19 protein-coding genes and 1 tRNA gene are annotated in these 20,218 nt (G+C 37.0%); 10 read left to right on the top strand and 10 right to left on the bottom strand.

All coding sequences use genetic code 11. From position 1 onward, the window contains the following. Positions 1-2: 2 nt before the first annotated feature. The 7 genes from ABD682_RS09205 (at position 3) to ABD682_RS09175 (ending at position 7,214) form a co-directional block, all read left to right on the top strand. On the top strand, positions 3-1,445 hold the full coding sequence (locus ABD682_RS09205; protein ID WP_344740956.1) for an aldehyde dehydrogenase: 1,443 nt from the start codon (positions 3-5) through the stop codon (positions 1,443-1,445). Positions 1,446-1,470: 25 nt separating this feature from the next. Continuing rightward, positions 1,471-1,911 (top strand): GNAT family N-acetyltransferase, encoded by a 441-nt coding sequence (locus ABD682_RS09200; RefSeq protein WP_344740955.1) that lies wholly within the window; start codon positions 1,471-1,473, stop codon positions 1,909-1,911. A 1-nt stretch (position 1,912) separates the two neighbouring features. Beyond that, positions 1,913-2,695 (top strand): SDR family oxidoreductase, encoded by a 783-nt coding sequence (locus ABD682_RS09195; RefSeq protein ID WP_344740954.1) that lies wholly within the window; start codon positions 1,913-1,915, stop codon positions 2,693-2,695. Positions 2,696-2,731: 36 nt separating this feature from the next. Continuing rightward, positions 2,732-4,765: a kojibiose hydrolase gene (locus ABD682_RS09190; RefSeq protein WP_344740953.1), complete on the top strand. Its 2,034-nt coding sequence runs from the start codon at positions 2,732-2,734 to the stop codon at positions 4,763-4,765. Between the two features lie 167 nt (positions 4,766-4,932). Continuing rightward, a complete protein-coding gene (locus ABD682_RS09185) occupies positions 4,933-5,466 on the top strand; it encodes a 3-hydroxyanthranilate 3,4-dioxygenase (RefSeq protein WP_344740952.1) in 534 nt (177 codons plus the stop codon). A gap of 21 nt (positions 5,467-5,487) precedes the next feature. Further along, complete coding sequence (locus tag ABD682_RS09180) at positions 5,488-6,573, top strand: amidohydrolase family protein (RefSeq protein ID WP_344740950.1); 1,086 nt, start codon at positions 5,488-5,490, stop codon at positions 6,571-6,573. Beyond that, positions 6,573-7,214 (top strand): O-methyltransferase, encoded by a 642-nt coding sequence (locus ABD682_RS09175; RefSeq protein WP_344740949.1) that lies wholly within the window; start codon positions 6,573-6,575, stop codon positions 7,212-7,214. The genes ABD682_RS09180 and ABD682_RS09175 overlap by 1 nt, the downstream gene beginning before the upstream one ends. A 2-nt stretch (positions 7,215-7,216) precedes the next feature. Here the strand turns inward: ABD682_RS09175 and ABD682_RS09170 are convergent, their stop codons facing one another. The 6 genes from ABD682_RS09170 to ABD682_RS09145 all read right to left on the bottom strand — a co-directional run bounded on the left by ABD682_RS09170 (position 7,217) and on the right by ABD682_RS09145 (position 14,626). Continuing rightward, positions 7,217-9,499, bottom strand: coding sequence for an ATP-binding response regulator (locus tag ABD682_RS09170; protein WP_344740947.1), 2,283 nt, complete (start codon positions 9,497-9,499; stop codon positions 7,217-7,219). A gap of 138 nt (positions 9,500-9,637) precedes the next feature. Continuing rightward, positions 9,638-9,907, bottom strand: coding sequence for a Sec-independent protein translocase subunit TatA/TatB (locus ABD682_RS09165; RefSeq protein WP_344740946.1), 270 nt, complete (start codon positions 9,905-9,907; stop codon positions 9,638-9,640). A gap of 121 nt (positions 9,908-10,028) precedes the next feature. Then, on the bottom strand, positions 10,029-12,284 hold the full coding sequence (locus ABD682_RS09160) for a M1 family metallopeptidase (RefSeq protein WP_344740945.1): 2,256 nt from the start codon (positions 12,282-12,284) through the stop codon (positions 10,029-10,031). Positions 12,285-12,372: 88 nt separating this feature from the next. Then, a complete protein-coding gene (locus ABD682_RS09155) occupies positions 12,373-12,876 on the bottom strand; it encodes a DUF6702 family protein (RefSeq protein ID WP_344740944.1) in 504 nt (167 codons plus the stop codon). A gap of 61 nt (positions 12,877-12,937) precedes the next feature. After that, positions 12,938-13,735 (bottom strand): carboxypeptidase-like regulatory domain-containing protein, encoded by a 798-nt coding sequence (locus ABD682_RS09150; protein WP_344740943.1) that lies wholly within the window; start codon positions 13,733-13,735, stop codon positions 12,938-12,940. A 96-nt stretch (positions 13,736-13,831) separates the two neighbouring features. Then, entirely contained in the window at positions 13,832-14,626 is a 795-nt protein-coding gene (locus ABD682_RS09145) for a carboxypeptidase-like regulatory domain-containing protein (protein WP_344740942.1), read from the bottom strand. Positions 14,627-14,731: 105 nt separating this feature from the next. On the opposite strand from ABD682_RS09145, the gene pepE reads away from it, so the two are divergent. Next, positions 14,732-15,439, top strand: coding sequence for a dipeptidase PepE (gene pepE, locus ABD682_RS09140; RefSeq protein WP_344740941.1), 708 nt, complete (start codon positions 14,732-14,734; stop codon positions 15,437-15,439). A gap of 31 nt (positions 15,440-15,470) precedes the next feature. Here the strand turns inward: pepE and ABD682_RS09135 are convergent. From ABD682_RS09135 to ABD682_RS09125, 3 genes are all read right to left on the bottom strand, one after another. Further along, positions 15,471-15,543, bottom strand: a tRNA-Gly gene (locus ABD682_RS09135). Positions 15,544-15,584: 41 nt separating this feature from the next. Beyond that, the gene (locus tag ABD682_RS09130) at positions 15,585-16,016 is read right to left on the bottom strand and encodes a GNAT family N-acetyltransferase (protein ID WP_344740940.1); all 432 of its coding nucleotides are present in this window, start codon (positions 16,014-16,016) and stop codon (positions 15,585-15,587) included. Between the two features lie 286 nt (positions 16,017-16,302). Further along, positions 16,303-16,704: an ankyrin repeat domain-containing protein gene (locus ABD682_RS09125; protein WP_344740939.1), complete on the bottom strand. Its 402-nt coding sequence runs from the start codon at positions 16,702-16,704 to the stop codon at positions 16,303-16,305. Positions 16,705-16,954: 250 nt separating this feature from the next. Between ABD682_RS09125 and gpmI the strand changes: the two genes are divergently transcribed. Together gpmI and ABD682_RS09115 are read left to right on the top strand one after the other, a co-directional pair. Continuing rightward, positions 16,955-18,472: a 2,3-bisphosphoglycerate-independent phosphoglycerate mutase gene (gene gpmI / locus ABD682_RS09120; RefSeq protein ID WP_344740938.1), complete on the top strand. Its 1,518-nt coding sequence runs from the start codon at positions 16,955-16,957 to the stop codon at positions 18,470-18,472. Positions 18,473-18,523: 51 nt separating this feature from the next. Further along, a complete protein-coding gene (locus ABD682_RS09115) occupies positions 18,524-18,928 on the top strand; it encodes a BT0820 family HAD-type phosphatase (RefSeq protein WP_344740937.1) in 405 nt (134 codons plus the stop codon). Between the two features lie 2 nt (positions 18,929-18,930). Here ABD682_RS09115 and ABD682_RS09110 read toward each other — a convergent pair whose 3' ends face one another. Beyond that, complete coding sequence (locus tag ABD682_RS09110) at positions 18,931-20,196, bottom strand: acetyl-CoA hydrolase/transferase family protein (RefSeq protein WP_344740936.1); 1,266 nt, start codon at positions 20,194-20,196, stop codon at positions 18,931-18,933. Between the last annotated feature and the right edge of the window lie 22 nt (positions 20,197-20,218).

Genomic DNA, 20,218 nt, shown 5'->3' with positions numbered 1-20,218 from the left:
TCATGGAAACGATTCAAAATTACATTAACGGTTCCCTGAAAGATCCTGAGTCAGGCATGTGGTTGGATAATTATTGTCCGGCCAATGGTGCTATCTATGGAAGGATACCAGATTCATCAAAGGCTGATGTTGATAAAGCCTATGAATCTGCCAAAACTGCATTTCCAAGCTGGTCTGAAACGACTCTAGAGCATCGAAGCAGACTTCTCCTCAAGATTGCTGATCTTATTGAAGCGAATTTAGAACGTTTTGCTGCTGCAGAAAGTAAAGATAACGGCAAACCAATTCAATTAGCAAAAAGGGTCGACATTCCCAGAGCGGCAAGCAATTTTAGATTCTTCGCACATGCCATTACACAATTCTCCAGCGAAAGTCATGACAGTGTTGGTCTGGATGCCATTAATTTCACATTAAGGCAACCCATTGGTGTTGTAGGCTGCATTTCACCATGGAATTTACCGCTCTATTTATTTACCTGGAAAATTGCACCGGCCTTAGCTGCCGGTAATTGCGTGATCGCCAAACCAAGTGAAATTACACCGTTAACTGCTTTTTTACTGAGTGAATTATGTATAGAAGCCGGTTTGCCTGAAGGCGTCTTGAATATCGTGCATGGCTCAGGAAAAACAACCGGACAGGCCATTATAGAACATCCTGGGGTTAAGGCAATCTCATTCACAGGTGGTACAGCTACCGGTGAACATATAGCCAGAACAGCTGCTCCCATGTTTAAAAAATTATCGTTGGAACTGGGCGGTAAAAATCCAAATATCATTTTCGCTGATTGCGATTATGACACCATGCTGGAAACTACAGTACGATCCTCCTTTTCTAATCAGGGACAAATTTGTTTGTGTGGAAGTCGCATATTTGTAGAAGCGTCGATGTATGACAAATTTAAAACTGATTTCATTGAAAAAGTAAAAGAATTAAAAGTTGGTCATCCAACAGAAGCCGAGACAGATATTGGTGCCTTGGTATCAAAACCTCATTTAGAAAAAGTATTAGACTATATAAAACAAGCGCCTCAGGAAGGTGGTAAAATTCTTTGTGGAGGAAACCCGGTTTCTGTAGAAGGGTTTGAAAATGGGTATTATCTAGAACCAACGGTTATCGAAGTAGCAACAGATACCTGTAAAATTAATCAGGAAGAAGTTTTCGGTCCGGTAGTAACGATTATGCCTTTTGATTCGGAAGATCAGGTTTTAGAAATGGCCAATAAAGTGAAATACGGCTTGTCGGCAACACTTTGGACGAATGATCTGAAACGTACGATGCGCCTAAGTAAAAAATTGGAAGCCGGCATTGTTTGGGTGAATACCTGGATGTTACGGGATCTTCGTACACCTTTTGGGGGCATGAAATCGAGTGGTGTTGGACGTGAAGGCGGTTTTGAAGCCCTACGATTTTTTACTGAAGCCAAAAATGTGTGTATCAAATATTAAAATCCTTATTAATTATCTAAAAAACATGATGGAATTAAGTAAGCATCTCTATTTTTCATCTGAGCCAAAAGAAATGGACTTCGATCTTATTTTTAATTTTATAAAATCGACTTATTGGGGAAATGTCAGAACAAAAGAGGAACAACAAAAAGCCATGGAGAACACGCTAAATTTTGGTTTATTTTATAAAAATGAACAAGTAGCATTCGCCAGGGTGATGACAGATAAGGTGTTTTTTGCTTATCTTTTAGATGTTTTTGTGGTAGAAGCCCATCGTGGAAAAGGCTGGTCGAAACTACTCATTAAAAACATTTTAAATGACCCCGAATTAATCAATATAGACAAATGGATGTTAGCTACGAAGGATACGCATGGACTTTATGAAAAATTTGGATTTAATCTGGTAAAAAGTCCTGAAAAACTCATGGAAAAATTAAGCTTACGCGCAAAAAAAATATACGAATAAAATGGATTTAAAACTCAATAATAAGAACGCTCTGGTTTGTGGAAGTACACAAGGCATTGGAAAAGCAACAGCTATCGCATTAGCCAATGAAGGAGTGAATGTCACCTTGGTAGCTCGAAATAGGGAGAAACTAAAAGCGGTTTTGGCCGAACTTCCGGCACAACGAAAACACAGTTATATTGTGGCCGATTTTTCCAACCCCAGAGAACTTCAGGAACAGGTTATTAAATTTATAGAAAAGGAACACGGATTCCATATTTTGGTTAATAATACCGGAGGTCCCAGAAGTGGTGAGATTCTTACTGCGAGCCTGGATGAATTTGAAAAGGCTTTCATAATGCATTTAAAATGCAACCATGTTTTGGCTCAGGCAACGATCCCCTTTATGAAAGAAGAAGGCTTTGGACGTATCGTGAATGTCATCTCTACCTCAGTCAAAGAACCTATTCCGGGGTTAGGTGTTAGCAATACTATTCGGGGTGCCGTTGGAAACTGGAGTAAAACATTGGCAGGTGAAGTCGCTGAATTTGGTATTACCGTGAACAATGTATTACCGGGATTTACAGAAACCGAACGCCTCCTAGAGATCGTAAAAATAAAGGCAGCGAAAGCAGAAACCAGCATTGAAGACATGGCTGAAGAAATGAAACATTACACACCGGCACAACGCTTTGCAAAACCCGAGGAACTCGCTAGTGTCATCACCTTTTTGGCCAGTGGGCCTGCAAGCTATGTAAATGGCATTAACGTTCCCGTGGATGGCGGACGCACCAAAAGCTTATAAAAACACCACAACTAAACTAAACTAAATTTAAAAATCATGAAACGATTATTATGTCTGTTAATGTGTAGCATAAGTTTCCTGCTACAAGCACAGAACGATTCCGGATGGATCATAACCAGTGGCAAGGTCTCTAACTATACCGGAGTTGTTGCAGCCAATGGCCGCATTGGAATTCTACCTGAAGACAAACCCTTTAAAACTAAAAGTATTATTCTGAATAATGTTTATGAAAAAGCTTCAGAATTGGGAGTGAGTCAGATCGTTTCAGGTATGAACTTCGCCAATCTGGACATGGAAGTTGACGGTGAAAAAATTACCGAAGCTCATGTAAGCGACTGGCACCAAAGCCTGAATATGAAAACGGCTGCCTTTGAAACCTCCTTTACTTTTAAAAATAAGGTAAAGGTTGTTTATACCATTTACGCCTTGCGGAATATTCCTTATGCCGGTTATATTGATTTTAAAATAACACCGCTACAAAACGTATCGTTAAAAGTTACAGGCAAAATAGAAACTCCCAAGGATTTTATTGAACCTCTTAGTACGTTTAGAGTTTTAAAAGACAATGAAACAACGATGCCTATTTTGCAAACGGTGGCAAAAACCAGGTTTGGTTCGCAAACTATAGGAACTTCAGCAACCTTTATTTGGCATGCCATTAATTCGACGCGTGAAGATCAGCGGCCTGAATTACATCACAACAAGATAAGCGATTACGATAACGAACTCTGGTTTTCGAAAGATCTTATTAAAGGAGAAAACTATAATTTTGCCTGGACCGGTGCGGAATGTGCTTCACAAGACTTTAACGATCCACAATCAGAATCAGAACGCTTTGTAATTTTCAATTTATTAACACCCAGAGCCGCATTACTTCAAGGACATAAAGACCTTTGGGAAAATCTATGGCAAGGTGATATTGAAATTGAAGGTGATATTCAATCGCAGTTGGATGTGCGATTGGCCTTGTATCATCTATATGCGTTTTCCAGAAGTGATTCGGATCTAAGTATCTCTCCTATGGGACTATCATCCCAAAATTACAACGGACATATTTTTTGGGATACCGAATTATGGATGTTCCCACCGCTTTTATTATTGAATGAGCCTATCGCGAAATCTTTGGTAAACTACCGATCGGATCGATTGGATAAAGCCAAACAAAAAGCCAAAAACTTTGGTTATCAAGGTGCCATGTATCCCTGGGAAAGTGATGATACCGGTGAAGAAGCCACTCCTGCCTGGGCTTTGACCGGAACTTTTGAACATCATATTACCGCCGATATCGCCATTGCCTTTTGGAATTATTACAGGGTAACTCATGATATGGCCTGGTTAAAAGCGAAAGGTTACCCCGTAATGAAAGCTGTGGCCGATTATTGGGTGAGTCGTGCTACAAAAAATGAAGATGGTTCATACAGCATTAACAATGTGGTTGGTGCCAACGAATTTGCGCCTAATGTAGATGATAACGCTTTTACCAATGGGTCGGCAATAACGGCTTTGGAATTTGCTAAAACCGCAGCTAACACGGTTGGAGAAACACCACATCCGGAATGGGAAATTGTAGCTAAGAATCTAAAAATCCATAAGTTTCCTGATGGCACAACCATGGAACACAGTACGTATAATGGAGCTATTATAAAACAGGCTGATGTAAATTTACTTGCCTACCCGCTACACATTGTAACCGACAAAGAAACGATTGTAAAAGATCTAAAATATTATGAACCAAAATTAGCTGAGGAAGGTCCTGCTATGGGACAATCTGTTTTTGCTGTGATCTATGCACGACTTGGTGATGCGGAAGAGGCCTTTAGGTTGTTTAAACGAAGTTATGAACCAAATAAGCGTCCGCCATTTGGAGCTTTGGCTGAAGCCGCGACGAGTGACAATCCGTATTTCGCAACCGGTGCCGGTGGCATGTTACAGGTGGTTTTATTTGGGTTTGGCGGGTTGGATATTACAGAAGATGGTGTGGTTCAAAAAAATCCGATATTACCGAGGGAATGGAAAAAATTAACTCTAAAAGGCATTGGTCCGGATCGGAAAACTTTTGTGGTAAAGTAAATGGCAATTTGTTTACGATTTAGCGTTGAAAAGTTTGTATTTTTATAAGAACATAATTGCGTGAGGGATTGCAGCGATATCCTTTTTGCTTAAACAAAAAGATTTAGCGAAAAGCCCGACGGCTGCGCCAAGAAGCGCAGGCGGCACGCCCAAAACATTTAAATATTATGAGTAAGATTGTTTCACCTTTGAATTTTAAAGCCTGGATTGATGAACACCGCCATCTTTTGAAGCCGCCGGTGGGTAATAAAATGGTGTGGAAAGACACAGATTTTATTGTCATGGTGGTTGGTGGCCCTAATAGCCGGAAGGATTATCATTACAACGAAACACCGGAATTCTTCTATCAGGTGGAAGGTGATATTGTATTGAAAATTATTGATAACGGCACCCCGAAAGATATTCATATTAAGGAGGGTGATATTTTTTATTTACCGCCTAAAGTTCCGCATTCGCCGCAACGAGGCGCCAATACTGTTGGCCTGGTAATTGAATATCGACGCCCTGAAGGTATGGAAGATGCCCTGTTGTGGTTTTGCGAAAAATGTACCACAAAATTATATGAAGAGGCCTTTACTTTGAAAAATATTGAAACTGATATGCCCAAGATCTTTGATCATTTTTACAGTGATAAAGCCAAGCGCACTTGCCCTTCTTGTGGCGCAGTAATGGAACCTCCAAAAAAAGTAACAGCTGAATAAATTGAGTTGTAAATAGCACCTATGGAAAGACGTAAACTTAGAATTAACGGACACTCGCACCTGTTACCATATCCTGAAGAAATTCCTGATTATATGCGTGAAAAAGGCATTTTTTGGGTTGATAAGGATCGAAAATTTATGCTTCAAAAGGACTGGAGCAGACCGGTAACGGATTCCAGTTTTTTTCTTCATGAAAAATTGGAATGGATGGATCGTTATGACATTGACCATGCCGTGGTGCTCAATTTATCCCAACTATACGGAAATGGTTTGCGTGTGGAGGAAATGAAGCAAGCTTTACGGTTTCAAAACGATTTTAACGCCAAGATCCAGGAGGACCATCCAAGTAAATTTACTTGCGGTTTTGTAGTGCACCCCGGTTTTGTTAGGAGTGCCTGTTGGGAAATTGAACGCTGCGTTGAGCAACATGGCATGCAGTTGCTTTGTTTACCAACCCACTACATGGATACCATTGGTACCTGGCGTTGCATTTTTGACGAAGAGAACGAGCCTATTTTTGAATTAGCGAGTCATTATAATTTGGCAGTTGAAATTCATCCGTATGATGGTGAGAAATTTATAAAGCTTGAAAATACGGCCTGGCGATTTCATTTAATTTGGATGTTGGCTCAATGTGCTGATGCTTATCATTTTTTAAGTTTGAACGGTTATCAGGATAAATACCCCAATATGCGTACTTGTTTTGCTCATGGCGGACAGTTAGCTCAAATTAATCTGGGGCGCAGAATTCAAGGCTTTGATGGCAGACCGGATCTTTTTGAGGGTAAACACCATCCCAGAAAAGCCGTGGGTCACAAAAACATATTTTTTGACACCTTGGTTCACGATACCGGATCATTGGAATTGTTGATTAAAAATCAGGGCTCAAAACAGGTTCTTATGGGTCTTGATGACCCGTATCCGCTGGGCGAAATGGAAAGTGCCAAACAATCCTCATATCCCGGAAAAATTCTGGATCTGGCCATAGAGCGCAACATTATCACTAAAGAAGAGCAAGATGCTATTTGGGAGGACAATGTTATTACCTGGTTGTGTGGTGAAGATGAAGAAGCCAAAACAAAATTGATAAACAGAATTTTAGGCTAATGCATTTTATTCCGGAAGCTCTCGATGACTATGTGGTACAACATTCAGCTGACGAACCTGAATTGTTGCAACAACTCACGCGCGAGACGTATCAAAAAATTTTACAACCACGTATGCTTAGTGGGCATTATCAAGGCCGGGTTCTAAGTATGATTTCAAAACTGGTACAACCTAAAAACATTTTAGAAATTGGAACCTACACAGGATATTCTGCCTTGTGTTTGGCTGAAGGTATGGCGCCTGAGGGTGAATTACACACCATCGATGTTAATGAGGAGTTAGTAAAGTTCCAAAGGAAGTATTTTGATAAATCAAAATTTAGCAGTCGAATTCACCAATATTTAGGCGAAGCCTTAGATATAATTCCCGGTTTAAATAAAAATTTTGATCTGGTTTTTATTGATGCGGATAAATCAAATTACGTGAACTACTTTCATGCGATCATTGATCTGGTAAATTCCGGCGGTCTAATTCTATCGGATAATGTGTTGTGGAGCGGAAAAGTGATCGAACCGTTAAAAGATGATGATACAGACACTAAAGTGTTATTAGAATATAACAAATTACTGAAAGAAGATCCCAGATTGGAAACTGTTCTATTACCTATTCGTGATGGTTTAACACTGAGCAGAAAACTTTAAATTCAGGAAACTTTCAAAGCATTTTTCTCATCGGCCCTACTTTCCTTGATTTTAGTTTCTATCATTTGGAAAAATTCAATATTGTCAAATGGTTTCGTTAGAATGCCACTAAATCCTATTTCATTGTAGTTTGTTCTAACGTAATCAATATCTGCTGCCGTAAGGGCAATTATAGGTATATTCGGATTAAACTCACGTATTAATTCTGTAGCCTTAATACCATCCATTTTTGGCATATTGATATCCATCAGTATCAAGTCCAGATAGTTGTTTTTCACAAACTCTACGGCGTCTTCACCATTTTCAACCACATTGCATGAGTAGTTCTGACGCTTCAGTAAATTTTTAGTAACTATCTGGTTAATTTTATTATCCTCGGCAATCAGAATATTAAATTTCTTTTTGAAATCAACAATTTTACCACTGCTTTGTTCATTTGTTTCGGAAATTTGTTTCTCGTTGTCAATATCTAAGGTTACGTTAAAACTGAATTTAGCCCCTTCGCCCTCTTCACTTTCCAATTCAATTTGACTACCAAACAATTCAACAATGCGTTTTGATATGGATAAGCCTAAACCGGTTCCCTGATAATTAATATTCATATTTCGATCTAATTGGGAGAAATTTTCAAATATAGCTTCAAATTTATCCTTCGGAATCCCTAGACCATTATCCTCCACTTCAAAGCGCAAGTGAGCTTTGTTATTGTTTAAGTTTAGCGTTTTTATGCGAACATAAATAATGCCACTTTCAGTAAATTTAATGCTATTGCCAATTAAGTTAAGTAATACTTGGGATAACCTCACACTATCACATTTCACATAATTAGGAACATCCTCATCAATACTTACTTTAATTAAGTTATTAGTTTCCTGTAGACGATAGCTGAAAGAACTTATATTATTTTTTATGAGGTCTCTGATGTTTATCGTTGTAAGTTTTAATTCTAATTTCTCTGATTCCACTTTAGAAAATTGTAACACCTCATTTACAAGATTAAGCAAATAGTCTCCGGAAAATTTAAGTGAAGACAATAGTTTATTGTCTTTAGAATTCAAATTATTCTTTTCTAACAAAAGCGATGTAATACCAACCACACCGTATAACGGTGTACGAAGTTCGTGAGTAACATTGGAAATGAACTTCGATTTCATTTCAGAGGATTTTACCGCTTCTTTTCGTGCCACTTCCAGCTCTTTATTTTGATTTGCCAAATAGGCTGTTAATCGTCTGTTTGAAGCGTAACTTCTATAAAGTACCAAAATAGAAATCACCAATAATATCAAGGCAAAAACAATAATCAAGTTTATCGTTTTCATGTTATTAGCCTTTTGGATCTGATACAATTCTTCAGATTTAGCGGAAGAAAGACGGTTTTTATAATCCTCAATAGAGAGTCGGGACATGGTAATAACTTCATTGTTATTTTTAACCTCTTCCAGCATTTTCTCTGTGAAATTGTTATACTGCAATAACGCTTTGTAAGCTTCACCATTTTTATTGGCCATGGCATAACTGTTTGACAAGCGCTTATAGATTTTACTATAAATGGTATTGATTTCCAGGTTATCGTTCTTAACACCCGACATCAAATAGGAAATAGCGATATTATACTTTTCAATGGCGCTATTATAAAAGCCTTCCTTTTCATAATAAATACCGTAGAGATAGTTTATATACCCCTTGTAATACATAGATTGAGGGTCTCTTTTTCTTATCAGAAGTTTCTCAACTTGAAGTAAATTAGAAATGGCTTTCTTGTCATCATTTACTTTAAGGTAATACTCCGAAAGTTTCGTTCTGATATTCATCGAAATATCATAACATTCTGATTCATCATAGGTATTATTGGAGTCAACATCACATTTAGAAATATTTGATAAGGCTTTCTCTAAATAGACAATAGCAAGTGAGGTTGATTTTGTTTGTTCTGTAATTTGCCCTAAATTCAAATAGGATTGAGCTAATAAAAAATTGTTATTTAGTTTATTTGCTTGACCTAGTACGATGCGAAAGCTGCGTTCGGCATCTTCAAATGCGTGCATCTTCATGTAGATCTTTCCAAGATTATAACTAGCTACAGCTTTACCATAACTATCATCAATGGAATCTGCTAATTTTTTACTTCGATTGAAAATTTTAAAAGACTCAACAATCTTATTATCGTTAAGATATTGTTGTGCTGAAGAATTTATACTATCTATTTTGTAGATAATACTTCTTTCGCTCTGAGCATAGGAGAATATAGAAAACGTGAGGGACCATACTAAGAGGCTAAGTTTCATAAGTATACGTAATTTCGATTTGGTAATATAAAAATATGTTCTTTACCAAAAACGATACTAATTTTTCGTTCAAAAACAAAAAATACACGACCATTGAACGATGTGTAATTTTAAATATACTTGATAGTCAGGAAATTATTACTTGCGTTTTATGGAGCCTGTAAAGTCTTCCAGATCGTCCTTCACCTGGTTAAGTTCCTTTTTAATATCGTCTGTAACACTGGTATCGATTCCGTTTTTCTCTGCAGTTTTAGTAATCTCGTGTTTGATATCATTTGTGGCATCCTTAAGCACACGCATGCCTTTCCCCAAGCCTCTGGCGATTTCAGGTAATTTATCGGCACCGAAAACCATGATAGCTATAAAAAGAATAAAAGTTATTTCAGCACCGCTAATGAATAAAAACATAACATCTGGTATCACACTACAAATATATGGAGTTGTTTTGTAAATAAATTAAAAAGCACCTAAGATTTAAAACTATTTAACAAAAAAAAGCCAACATAACGTTGGCTTTTTTTATTAACAATTATGATTTAATTTTTTCTTTGAATTTGTCAAATTTACTAGGCTCAACAGATCTTGGCCATGAATTATTATCGGTATTTACATCGGCTGTTTCAGCATCAGGATCGATCTCAAAACTTTTTATAGCCTTTTGAGTTTTTAATACTTTGGATACTTGTTTATCATTATATCTCCAGATCTGTGCCGGATATGTGAAACGATCCTTGGTACCATCCTCATAGGTTACTTGCAAAATTATTGGCATTACCAACCCTCCCGGTTTTTCAAAAGTGACTTGATAAAAATGCTCGGGTGCATCAACCAAAGCATCTTTTTCCTTTTGAGTTAAACCAGAAATGTAGTCATTCAAGGCAGAAAAGTCAGTTGCCTTTTTCTTTTCCATGTTCTTCTCACCTTCTTCAACCTTTGCAAAATAGATGAGTTTATCTTTGTCTACTTTAATATTGTAACGTTTGGAAATACGATCTAAACTTTCACTTGCTTGTTGGGTAGGTTTATCTGTGAGGTAATATTCGTCAACTGAATTTATTCCGATATCATTCACATCTGTGGTGTAAAACCAACCACGCCAGAACCAATCCAAATCCATAGCCGATGCATCCTCCATTGACCTAAAGAAATCTGAAGGTGTTGGATGCTTAAACATCCAACGTTGTGCATAAGTTCTGAATGCATAATCAAATAATTCAGGTCCCATGATGGTTTGTCTTAACATGTATAGTCCTGCAGCCGGTTTGGTGTAGGCATTAGGCCCAAATTGATGCACATAATCACCTTGAGACATTATTGGTGACAAATAACTTTGATCACCACTCATATAAGGAATGATATCTTTTGGTAAATTTCCTGTGATATAATCCGGATCGAAATCAAGCTCAGCTAAAGTTTCAACGAACGAGTTAATACCTTCATCCATCCACGTCCACTGACGCTCATCACTGTTAACGATCATGGGGAAGAAGTTATGACCTACTTCGTGTGTTATCACACCGATCATCCCTCTTTTTGTTCTTTCTGAATACGTACCATCAGGGTTAGGGCGTCCGTAGTTAAAACAGATCATTGGGTACTCCATACCCTGACGTTCTGAATGCACAGATACAGCTTTTGGATACGGGTAATCAAATGTCATTTTTGAATAAACTTCCAGCGTATTGGCAACCACTTTAGTAGAAAGATCTTCCCACAGCGGGTTACCTTCTTTTGGGTATAAGGAAACTGCCATTACCGTATGTCCGTTAATATCTACAGCCATCTCATCCCAAATGTATTTACGAGAGGTGGCAAATGCAAAATCTCTTACATTTTGAGCTTTATAATGCCAGGTTTTTGTTTCCGTACTTCTACCCTTCTCATTTGCTTCTGCCTCCTCCTGAGTAACAATAAAAACAGGCTTATCAAAAGATTTCTTCGCTTCTTCAACACGTTTTTGCTGCTCTTTGGTTAATACCTCTTTTGGGTTTTGCAAAACCCCTGTAGCTTCCATGATATGATCAGCAGGAACGGTTATATTTACATCAAAATCTCCAAATTCCAAAGCAAACTCACTACGGCCCCAAAACTGCATGTTCTGCCATCCTTCAACGTTATTATAAACACACATTCTTGGGTAAAACTGTGCAATGGTATAATTTTTATTTCCATCAGGGAAGGTTTCTAAACCGGAACGTCCGCCATCCACATTAATATCATTGATGTTATACCACCACTTCATTTTAAATTTAAAAATCTCACCAGGTTTCAACGGTTCAGGTAAGGTAACGCGCATCATTGTGCGGTTTACCATGTGTTGTAGGTCTTTACCATCTTCACCTTTTACATAAGCCAACTTAAAACCACCATCAAAAGGAGCTTCTAAATTGTCCTTTGTAAAACTTTGAACGGAACTATAAGGGCGGTTGAAATTATCACTTTTCGCATCGGGAGTTTTCGAATCTTTGGAACGCATATTCTGGTCTAATTGCACCCATAGATATGGTAATATATCATTAGAATTGTTGTGATAGGTAATTGTTTCTTCACCATAAATGCGGTCATTTGGTTCATCTAACCGAATGTCCATGATGTAATCTACCTGTTGTTGTGTGTATTTATAACCCGGTGCTCCAGAGGCTGTTCTGGTTTCATTAGGCGTTGCCAAAAGATCTTTCATCTGTTTGAACTTGTTATTGTCCGTATGTCCTTGTTGAACTTCTTGAGCAAAAACTCCGGACACCACAAAACAGAGCGCCAAACTTAGGGATGGAATAAATTTCATATTAATTTTTCTTTTAAAATTTTTATTTGAAGTTAGTTATTTACAAAATGCTCGAAAATAAGAAAATCGATAGGGTAAAAAGGGAATTTTAATTAAAATTTAACACCTTTTTTTTCGAATCGGTATCCAAAATGAAACTTTTCTGTTTACCGTTGATATTTGTTTTAATGATATTCTTTTGACTATCATCAATATCAAACAGAATAGCATCAGTAATTTCAAAGGAATAAACCTGGGAAACATTTGGAATTTCAAGATAACATTTCATGATATCTCCATCGTATTCTTTACCGATAAAATTAATATTGGAAGACTGCCCATTTATTTTCACCGAGAAGCGGGAATTAAAGTATTTTTTTAAATAGGTGTTTACAATTTCGGGCTCGTTTTTTCCGGCAATAACCAACGTATCATTATAATTATTTTGAAGCGCTCTTTCGATGTCATCCACGAATAAACGTGATATTATTTGTACAGCTTTTTCTTCAGGAACGTAATTAACTTGTGTTACACTCACATAATATTTATGAAAAACGGTAAATGAGCTTAAGGTGAAAAATAAACCGAGAAAAACTACTTTTATATAGTTCATAGCATTCAATTTTAGGCAAAAGTAATTGTTTTTTTAAGGTTCAAAAAGTGTTCCAAAATAATTAATCGAATTTTTCATTAAGATTCTTCTTGTATTGCTCTAGCTTTTCCCTTAAAAATTCAAAGATTTCAAAATCAGATTTTTGATTACATCTTGGCATAAACGTGGGATCAGCTTCGCAGAAGTAAAGAAAATCGGTTTGTACATCCTTCTTCAAAGGAAAAAACTTAAAAAAATCTTGTGCAATAGTCGTTTTTATTCGGTGTAATAAATCATCTTTAGCTTCATGTAAAACCCGTCCTTTTAACATTTTAGTTCTACCGGAAATAGCATTTATTATCGGCGTGAACTGCATGGCTGCACCAAGGCCAAAACCACTGCTACCTCCCGAAGGTTTAAAACTTGAGGCTTCGCTTAATCGTCGTTCGCTTTGGGATGCTAATTTTCCTGTATATCCCGGAATTCCAACATCATAAAAATTCACAGGAGTGTTACCTTCCACATTATTAATATCATCTCCCAAATGTCCTGATAAAATTTTACCCAATACAATCTCATCTAATTCATTTACGGCATTGGTTAAGTGAACAACCAGCGTTTTACCTAACAAGGTTTGTTGATCTATTTGAATCTGCATAGGATTATATATTAAGGAACTGAAAATGATGGTATCATGAAGTTTCGCTGTAATACGAAATCGCCCTTGAACATCTGTAATCGTATTTACTTTACTGGTAATGTTCATCACATTGATATTTTCAACATCACTATCTGCTATCACCTGACCATCAAGCGTTACTGATTGTGCTGAAATAATACCTGCAGAAAGCAAACAAAAGAAGCTAACAAATATTTTCAAGATCCCTAATTTTTAGACATCTAAAGAACGTATAAAAAGTTGAAAAGAAAATCTTAAATATTTCTAATCTTTTGTTAAATAGGGCTTTTACGTAGTTTATTGCTCCAAAAACGACTTACTTTTTTGCGTCAGAAGTTCTAGAAATCGCATTTCGTTACCATATTGAAGTAGGGAATAATCGAATTTTTCATCCTGAACATATTGAATAAAATCCTCTACCCTATTTTCAGGTATATTAAAATTATCCATCAGGAATTGAGCACTAAAATAATACTTGTAGGAGTCTATAGGCACTTCATTAACAGATTCTTCAGGGTTAGTTTTATTCTTAGAGCGGAATAGCGGTAATAAAAGCTGGTCTACAATATTCACAACATTTAGTCCATTAACCAAACGTGTGCGCTCCTCAGTTACGGCAATATTTCTAACCTCGGTTTTGTCATCCTTTTCAAATTCAAATTCACCAATATTTCCCAAAGCAAAGTAAAGAGCATCCATTTTAGGCATAAAAGGAGCTGATTTGTTCATGTCTTCATCCAGGCTACCTGTAAGTTTATTAGGTAGTAAAACAACGGTATCCAATTGATTGATATCATCAATAAGGAAGATCTTCATAGACCTGGATTTCATAATATCTTCATTAACCCGAAAACTGATATTTTGAAATTGTAAAGCACTAACCTCAATAAGGTCATTCTGTCGAACAGCCAGAGTAAATTCTCCTTTTTCGTCGGTAATGGTACCTTTATTTGATGTGGCATTAAAGATGGTAATGCCGGAAACATCTTCACTTTCAACAATAATTTTTCCACTTACTTTTATCCGGTTAAAGTCTTGACCATAACCTAAATAACTAAAACCAAAGCATAAAAGTAGTAGCAGTTTTTTCATGTTGAATTTTTACTAAAGTTACTATTTATTCCTAAGTTTTTCATTAAAATTCGTTTGAAATTTGAGTAAATGGTATCTTTAAACCAGAAAAGAAATAGGTTTTTTATGAAGCAAATTATTATCGCCAGTACCTCAACAGTTCATGGTAGTGGTTATCTTGAATATATTTTAAAGGAACTGGAAACTTTTTTTAAAGACACGGAGCAAATTCTGTTTATTCCATATGCCAGACCCGGAGGAATTTCACATGATAACTACACAGCAAACACCCAAAAAGCTTTCGAAAAAATTGGAAAAAAAGTAGTGGGCATCCACAGTTTTGATGATCCTAAAAAAGCTGTACGCGAAGCCAAAGGAATTTTTACCGGAGGTGGCAACACCTTTGTGCTGCTAAACCAATTATATAAGAATGATCTGATCGACACCTTGAAAGCAACTATAAATTCAGGAATTCCATATTTAGGAACCAGTGCCGGTAGTAACATTTGTGGATTAACCATTAAAACTACGAATGATATGCCCATTGTATTTCCTCCCAGTTTCAATGCCCTGGGTTTGGTACCCTTTCATATTAATCCGCATTATCTTGATCCGGATTCAAACAGCAAACATATGGGAGAAACCCGAGAAACCCGCATCCGGGAATTTCATGCTTACAACACGCCCCCTGTAATTGGTTTACGAGAAGGAAGCTGGTTGGATGTTCGGGGTAATTCAATTGTTTTAAAAGGGCCGTTAACAGCACGAATTTTTGAATACAATAAAGAGCCTTACGAGTTAGAATCAGGAAGTGAACTCAATCATTTAAAATAAAAAAACCTTATCCGGATTGATAAGGTTTTAGAGCGGGAGACCGGGTTCGAACCGGCGACATTCAGCTTGGAAGGCTGACGCTCTACCAACTGAGCTACTCCCGCCTGAGTATGCAAATATAAATTCATTTTGTACCGAAATCAAGTTATTTTTGAAGCTTTTTTAAAAAATGATAGCCTAAAATATCGTAACCATCATTCATATAAAATTTATGTGCTTTATGGTTATTTACGTAGGCATTTAACTCCATAGTTTCATAACCTTTGGATTTTATATATGCTTCGATCCAGTTAATGAATTGTTTGCCAATTTCTTTGCCTCTAAATCCTTCTTTTAAAAAGACATGGTCGAGTTCCACGCTTTTTCCTGAATAATGCCGGGTACAAAACCACAAACCGCAAACACCAATTAATTCTCCATCTGCAAAAGTTACAGCGCATTCATAATTTTGTGTGACCATTTCTGAAAACCGAATTTTCAAAGTCGTCTCAGGAATATTCCCTTTATTCAATTCAAATACCAAAGGAATAATCAGATGAATATCTTTTGGATCCAATATTTTAAATACTACATTCATAAATAAAAACTATAACGACGAATTTAGTTAATAAATCAAAACAGAGTTAATAAATTGGCTAAGTTTAAATGCACGCAGATCTTTTAAGGTGTAATACTCGCGAAGTAGCTACATGTTTTTACAAAAAAAGGGATTTCAAATTATTGGAGAAGCCTTTGATATTAAGAAAATTAACCCTACGATACCATTTGTAAACATTTATAAATTCACTAAATACAATAAAAAAAGCCTTGTGATCAACAAGGCTTTTTTGGAGCGACTAACTCAAAATAATTATAACGTATAATTATTTATTCTTTTTTAGGTCCGCTAAGGCATTTTTAATGATACCTGCAGCATCTTTAGCACCGTGCAACTTGGCATATTGTAAAGCCGTCATACTTTTGTCTGACTTCTGCTTAAGATCTGCTCCTCTGTTAATTAAAATCTTTAAAATTTCTGTACGGTTGTATTTTGCGGCATACATTGCTGGTGTCATTCCATTAGACATCTGATTCACATCTTCTCCTAAAGCCAAAAGCTTTTGAACGGTTTCAATATCGCCAAGGGCAATGGAAACACAGAATGAATTCACTTTAAAATACTTCGCACTAGTTAAAGGTTCTCCCTTAGTGGTCGTGGCGTTCGCTTGAACGGATACCATGGCAAAGCACATGGCGATAACTGTAAAAATGATTGTTTTTTTCATGATGAAAGAATTTAAGTTTGATTAATGATTACGATTTTTGATCTATATAAAATGACGACTTATTTTCGAAACTGTTACACAAAAAAAATATAAATAACACATTTTTAACGTTTGATTCACAAATCGTTAACGAAAAGAAGTAAATCATAAAAGATTAATAAAACCCTTTAAAATAGGTGTTTTTAAAGCCTATCACGATCAAAATAATCAATACTTCCGTATCTTTGTTTAGTATTAAAATTTTTAAGAAATGAATAAGAAAGTTATACTGATGATTCTTGATGGTTGGGGTATTTCTCCCGATCCAAAAGTTTCTGCTGTAGATCAAGCTGATACACCTTTTATAGACTCCTTATACACAAAATACCCCCATGCTACCTTAAGAACAGATGGCTTAAATGTTGGTTTACCTGAAGGTCAAATGGGAAACAGTGAGGTTGGTCATATGAACTTAGGAGCCGGACGTATTGTTTACCAGGATTTGGTAAAAGTGAATTTGGCGGTAAAAAATAAAACCCTTCAAAATGAAAAGGTTTTGGTTGATGCTTTTGAATATGCCAAGAAAAATAATAAAGATGTACACTTTTTAGGGTTACTAAGTGATGGTGGTGTACATTCACATATCAATCACTTATTCGGACTCATTGATGCCGCTGAATCTTATGGTTTGGAGCATACTTATGTTCACGCCTTTACCGATGGCCGTGATGTAGATCCTAAATCAGGGTATGGCTTTATTACAACTTTGGAAGATTATATTGAAGATAAACACACCAAGTTAGCAACGGTAACCGGACGTTATTACGCCATGGATCGGGACAAACGATGGGAACGTGTAAAATTAGCTTACGATGCTGTGGTTAAAGGTGAAGGTTTGAAAACAACCAATGTTACCGATGCCATCCAGAAAAGTTATGATGATGACGTTACTGACGAGTTCATTAAACCTATTGTGATGATTGACAAAGGTGGAGAACCAGTAGCACAAATCAAGGATGGTGATGTTGTGATTTTCTTCAATTTCAGAACAGATCGTGGTCGTGAATTAACAGAAGCACTTTCGCAAAAAGACTTCCATGAACAAAACATGCACAAGCTGAATCTGTATTATGTAACCATGACGAACTACGATAATACGTTTAAGAACGTTCATGTCATTTTCAATAAAGACAATCTGGTGGATACTTTGGGAGAGATCCTGGAAAAACATCACAAGAAACAAATTCGCATTGCTGAAACAGAAAAATATCCGCATGTAACCTTCTTTTTCTCAGGAGGAAGGGAAAAACCATTTGAGGGCGAAAACCGAATTTTAAGGAATTCACCTAAGGTTGCCACTTACGACATGCAACCCGAAATGAGTGCTTATGAATTACGCGATGCTCTGGTTCCTGAATTGGAAAACGAAACAGCAGATTTCGTGTGTTTGAATTTTGCCAATGGTGATATGGTAGGCCACACCGGTGTCATGGAAGCTGCAATCAAGGCCTGTGAAGCTGTTGACGCCTGTGTAAAAGATGTCGTTTCAACGGCTTTAGATCATGATTATACCACAATCATTATAGCCGATCATGGGAATTGTGAAACTATGATCAATCCGGATGGTACGCCTAACACGGCTCATACAACAAATCCCGTTCCTGTTATTTTGGTAGACAAGGAATTAAAACATATTGAAGATGGTATTTTGGGTGATATGGCTCCAACCATTTTAAAACTTATGGGTATTGAGCAACCGAAAGCCATGACACAACATGCGTTAATTTAAGTTAAAAAGATTCCCTATTTTCGCAAGCAAAGCGTAAAGCAACGATTTAAAATGAATTTCAAACACGCCTTAACCATTGCTGTTGATTTTGACGGCACTATAGTTGAAGACGCCTATCCTGAGATTGGAAAACCTCAGGTATTTGCTTTCGAAACTCTAAAAAGACTTCAAGACCAAGGTCATCGGCTTATTTTATGGACCTACAGATGTGGTGATCGTTTGGATGAGGCGGTAAACTTTTGCAAAGAAAAAGGTATTGTTTTTTACGCCGTGAACAAAAGTTTCCCGGAGGAAGAGGATGACACCAACAGAAGCCCAAAAATATTGGCGGATCTTTTTATCGACGATCGAAATTTGGGAGGTTTCCCCGGTTGGGCTCATGTTTACCAAACCCTTACCAACGAAACCCCACAAATTCCAAAAAAGAAAAAAGGCTTTTTAGGCTTATTCAAATAAGATTAAATCAACTCAAAATAGGCTTTTTCTACAGCTTCTCTGTGGTCGGGATGAGCTATATTAACCAATGCTTTTACCCGCTGCTTAATCGTTTTACCGTAAAGGTTAGCAATACCATATTCTGTAACCACATATTGAATATGCGCTCTGGTAGTTACAACACCTGCTCCGGGTTTTAACACCGGTACAATGCGACTAATACCATTTCTAGTAACGCTAGGTAAAGCAATGATGGCTTTTCCTCCTTTACTCAATGAGGCTCCACGGATATAGTCCATTTGACCACCTACACCGGAATACATTTTTCCACCAATAGAGTCTGCACAAACCTGCCCGGTAAGATCTACTTCAATGGCTGAATTTATGGCAACCATTCGAGGATTCCTTTTAATTCTGGAAACATCATTTACAAAATCAGATTCCCGCATTTCCACAAATGGATTGTCATCAACATAATCATACAAACGCTTAGAACCTACTAAAAAGGTTGCTAATGAACGTCCGGGACTAATTTTTTTGTAGTCTCCGTTTACCACATTCTTCAGAATTAAATCAATAACCCCATCCGAAAACATTTCCGTATGTAAACCCAGATCTTTGTGATTGTGAAGTCGGGATAACACAGCATTTGGAATGGTTCCAATGCCCATTTGCAGCGTACTTTTATCCTCGATCAGGCTGGCAATATAATCGCCGATCTTATCTTCAATTTCGGAAGGTTCGCCAAATTGATGTTCAGGAATAGGTTCATTACATGGTACGAAGTAATCAATTTCAGAATGATGAATAATCCCATCGCCATGAGTTCTAGGCATTTGTTCGTTAACCTGAGCGATCACAATTTTTGCATTTTGTATGGCCGCTAACGTAGCTTCAACAGATACACCTAAAGAACAGTACCCATGTTTATCAGGCACTGAAACATGGATCAGAGCGACATCCAATGGTAATATATTTCGTTTGAATAATAACGGTAATTCACTTAAAAAAACCGGAGTATACGACCCGTTACCCGCCGTTAAGGTATGACGGACATTTTTCCCAATGAAAAAAGAATTGACATGAAAACTCTCCTTGTAATCAGGATTAGCATAAGGCGCCTCACCTTCAACATGTAAATGACAAACCTCTACATGCCGCAATTCATCATGGCAATCACTCATGGCTTTCATTAATAATTGAGGTGCAGCAGCTGCTGCTTGTACATACACTCTATCGTTGTTCTTAATCACTTTTACTGCCTCGGCAGCACTTACATTTTTAAACATAGCATTATTAACTTTTTACGGT

Source organism: Gaetbulibacter aestuarii (assembly GCF_039537665.1).
In the GTDB taxonomy this organism is placed as follows: Bacteria; Bacteroidota; Bacteroidia; order Flavobacteriales; family Flavobacteriaceae; genus Gaetbulibacter_A; species Gaetbulibacter_A aestuarii.
The sequence above is the reverse complement of the archived record's forward strand: the minus strand, read 5'-3'. Positions and strand labels throughout refer to the sequence as shown.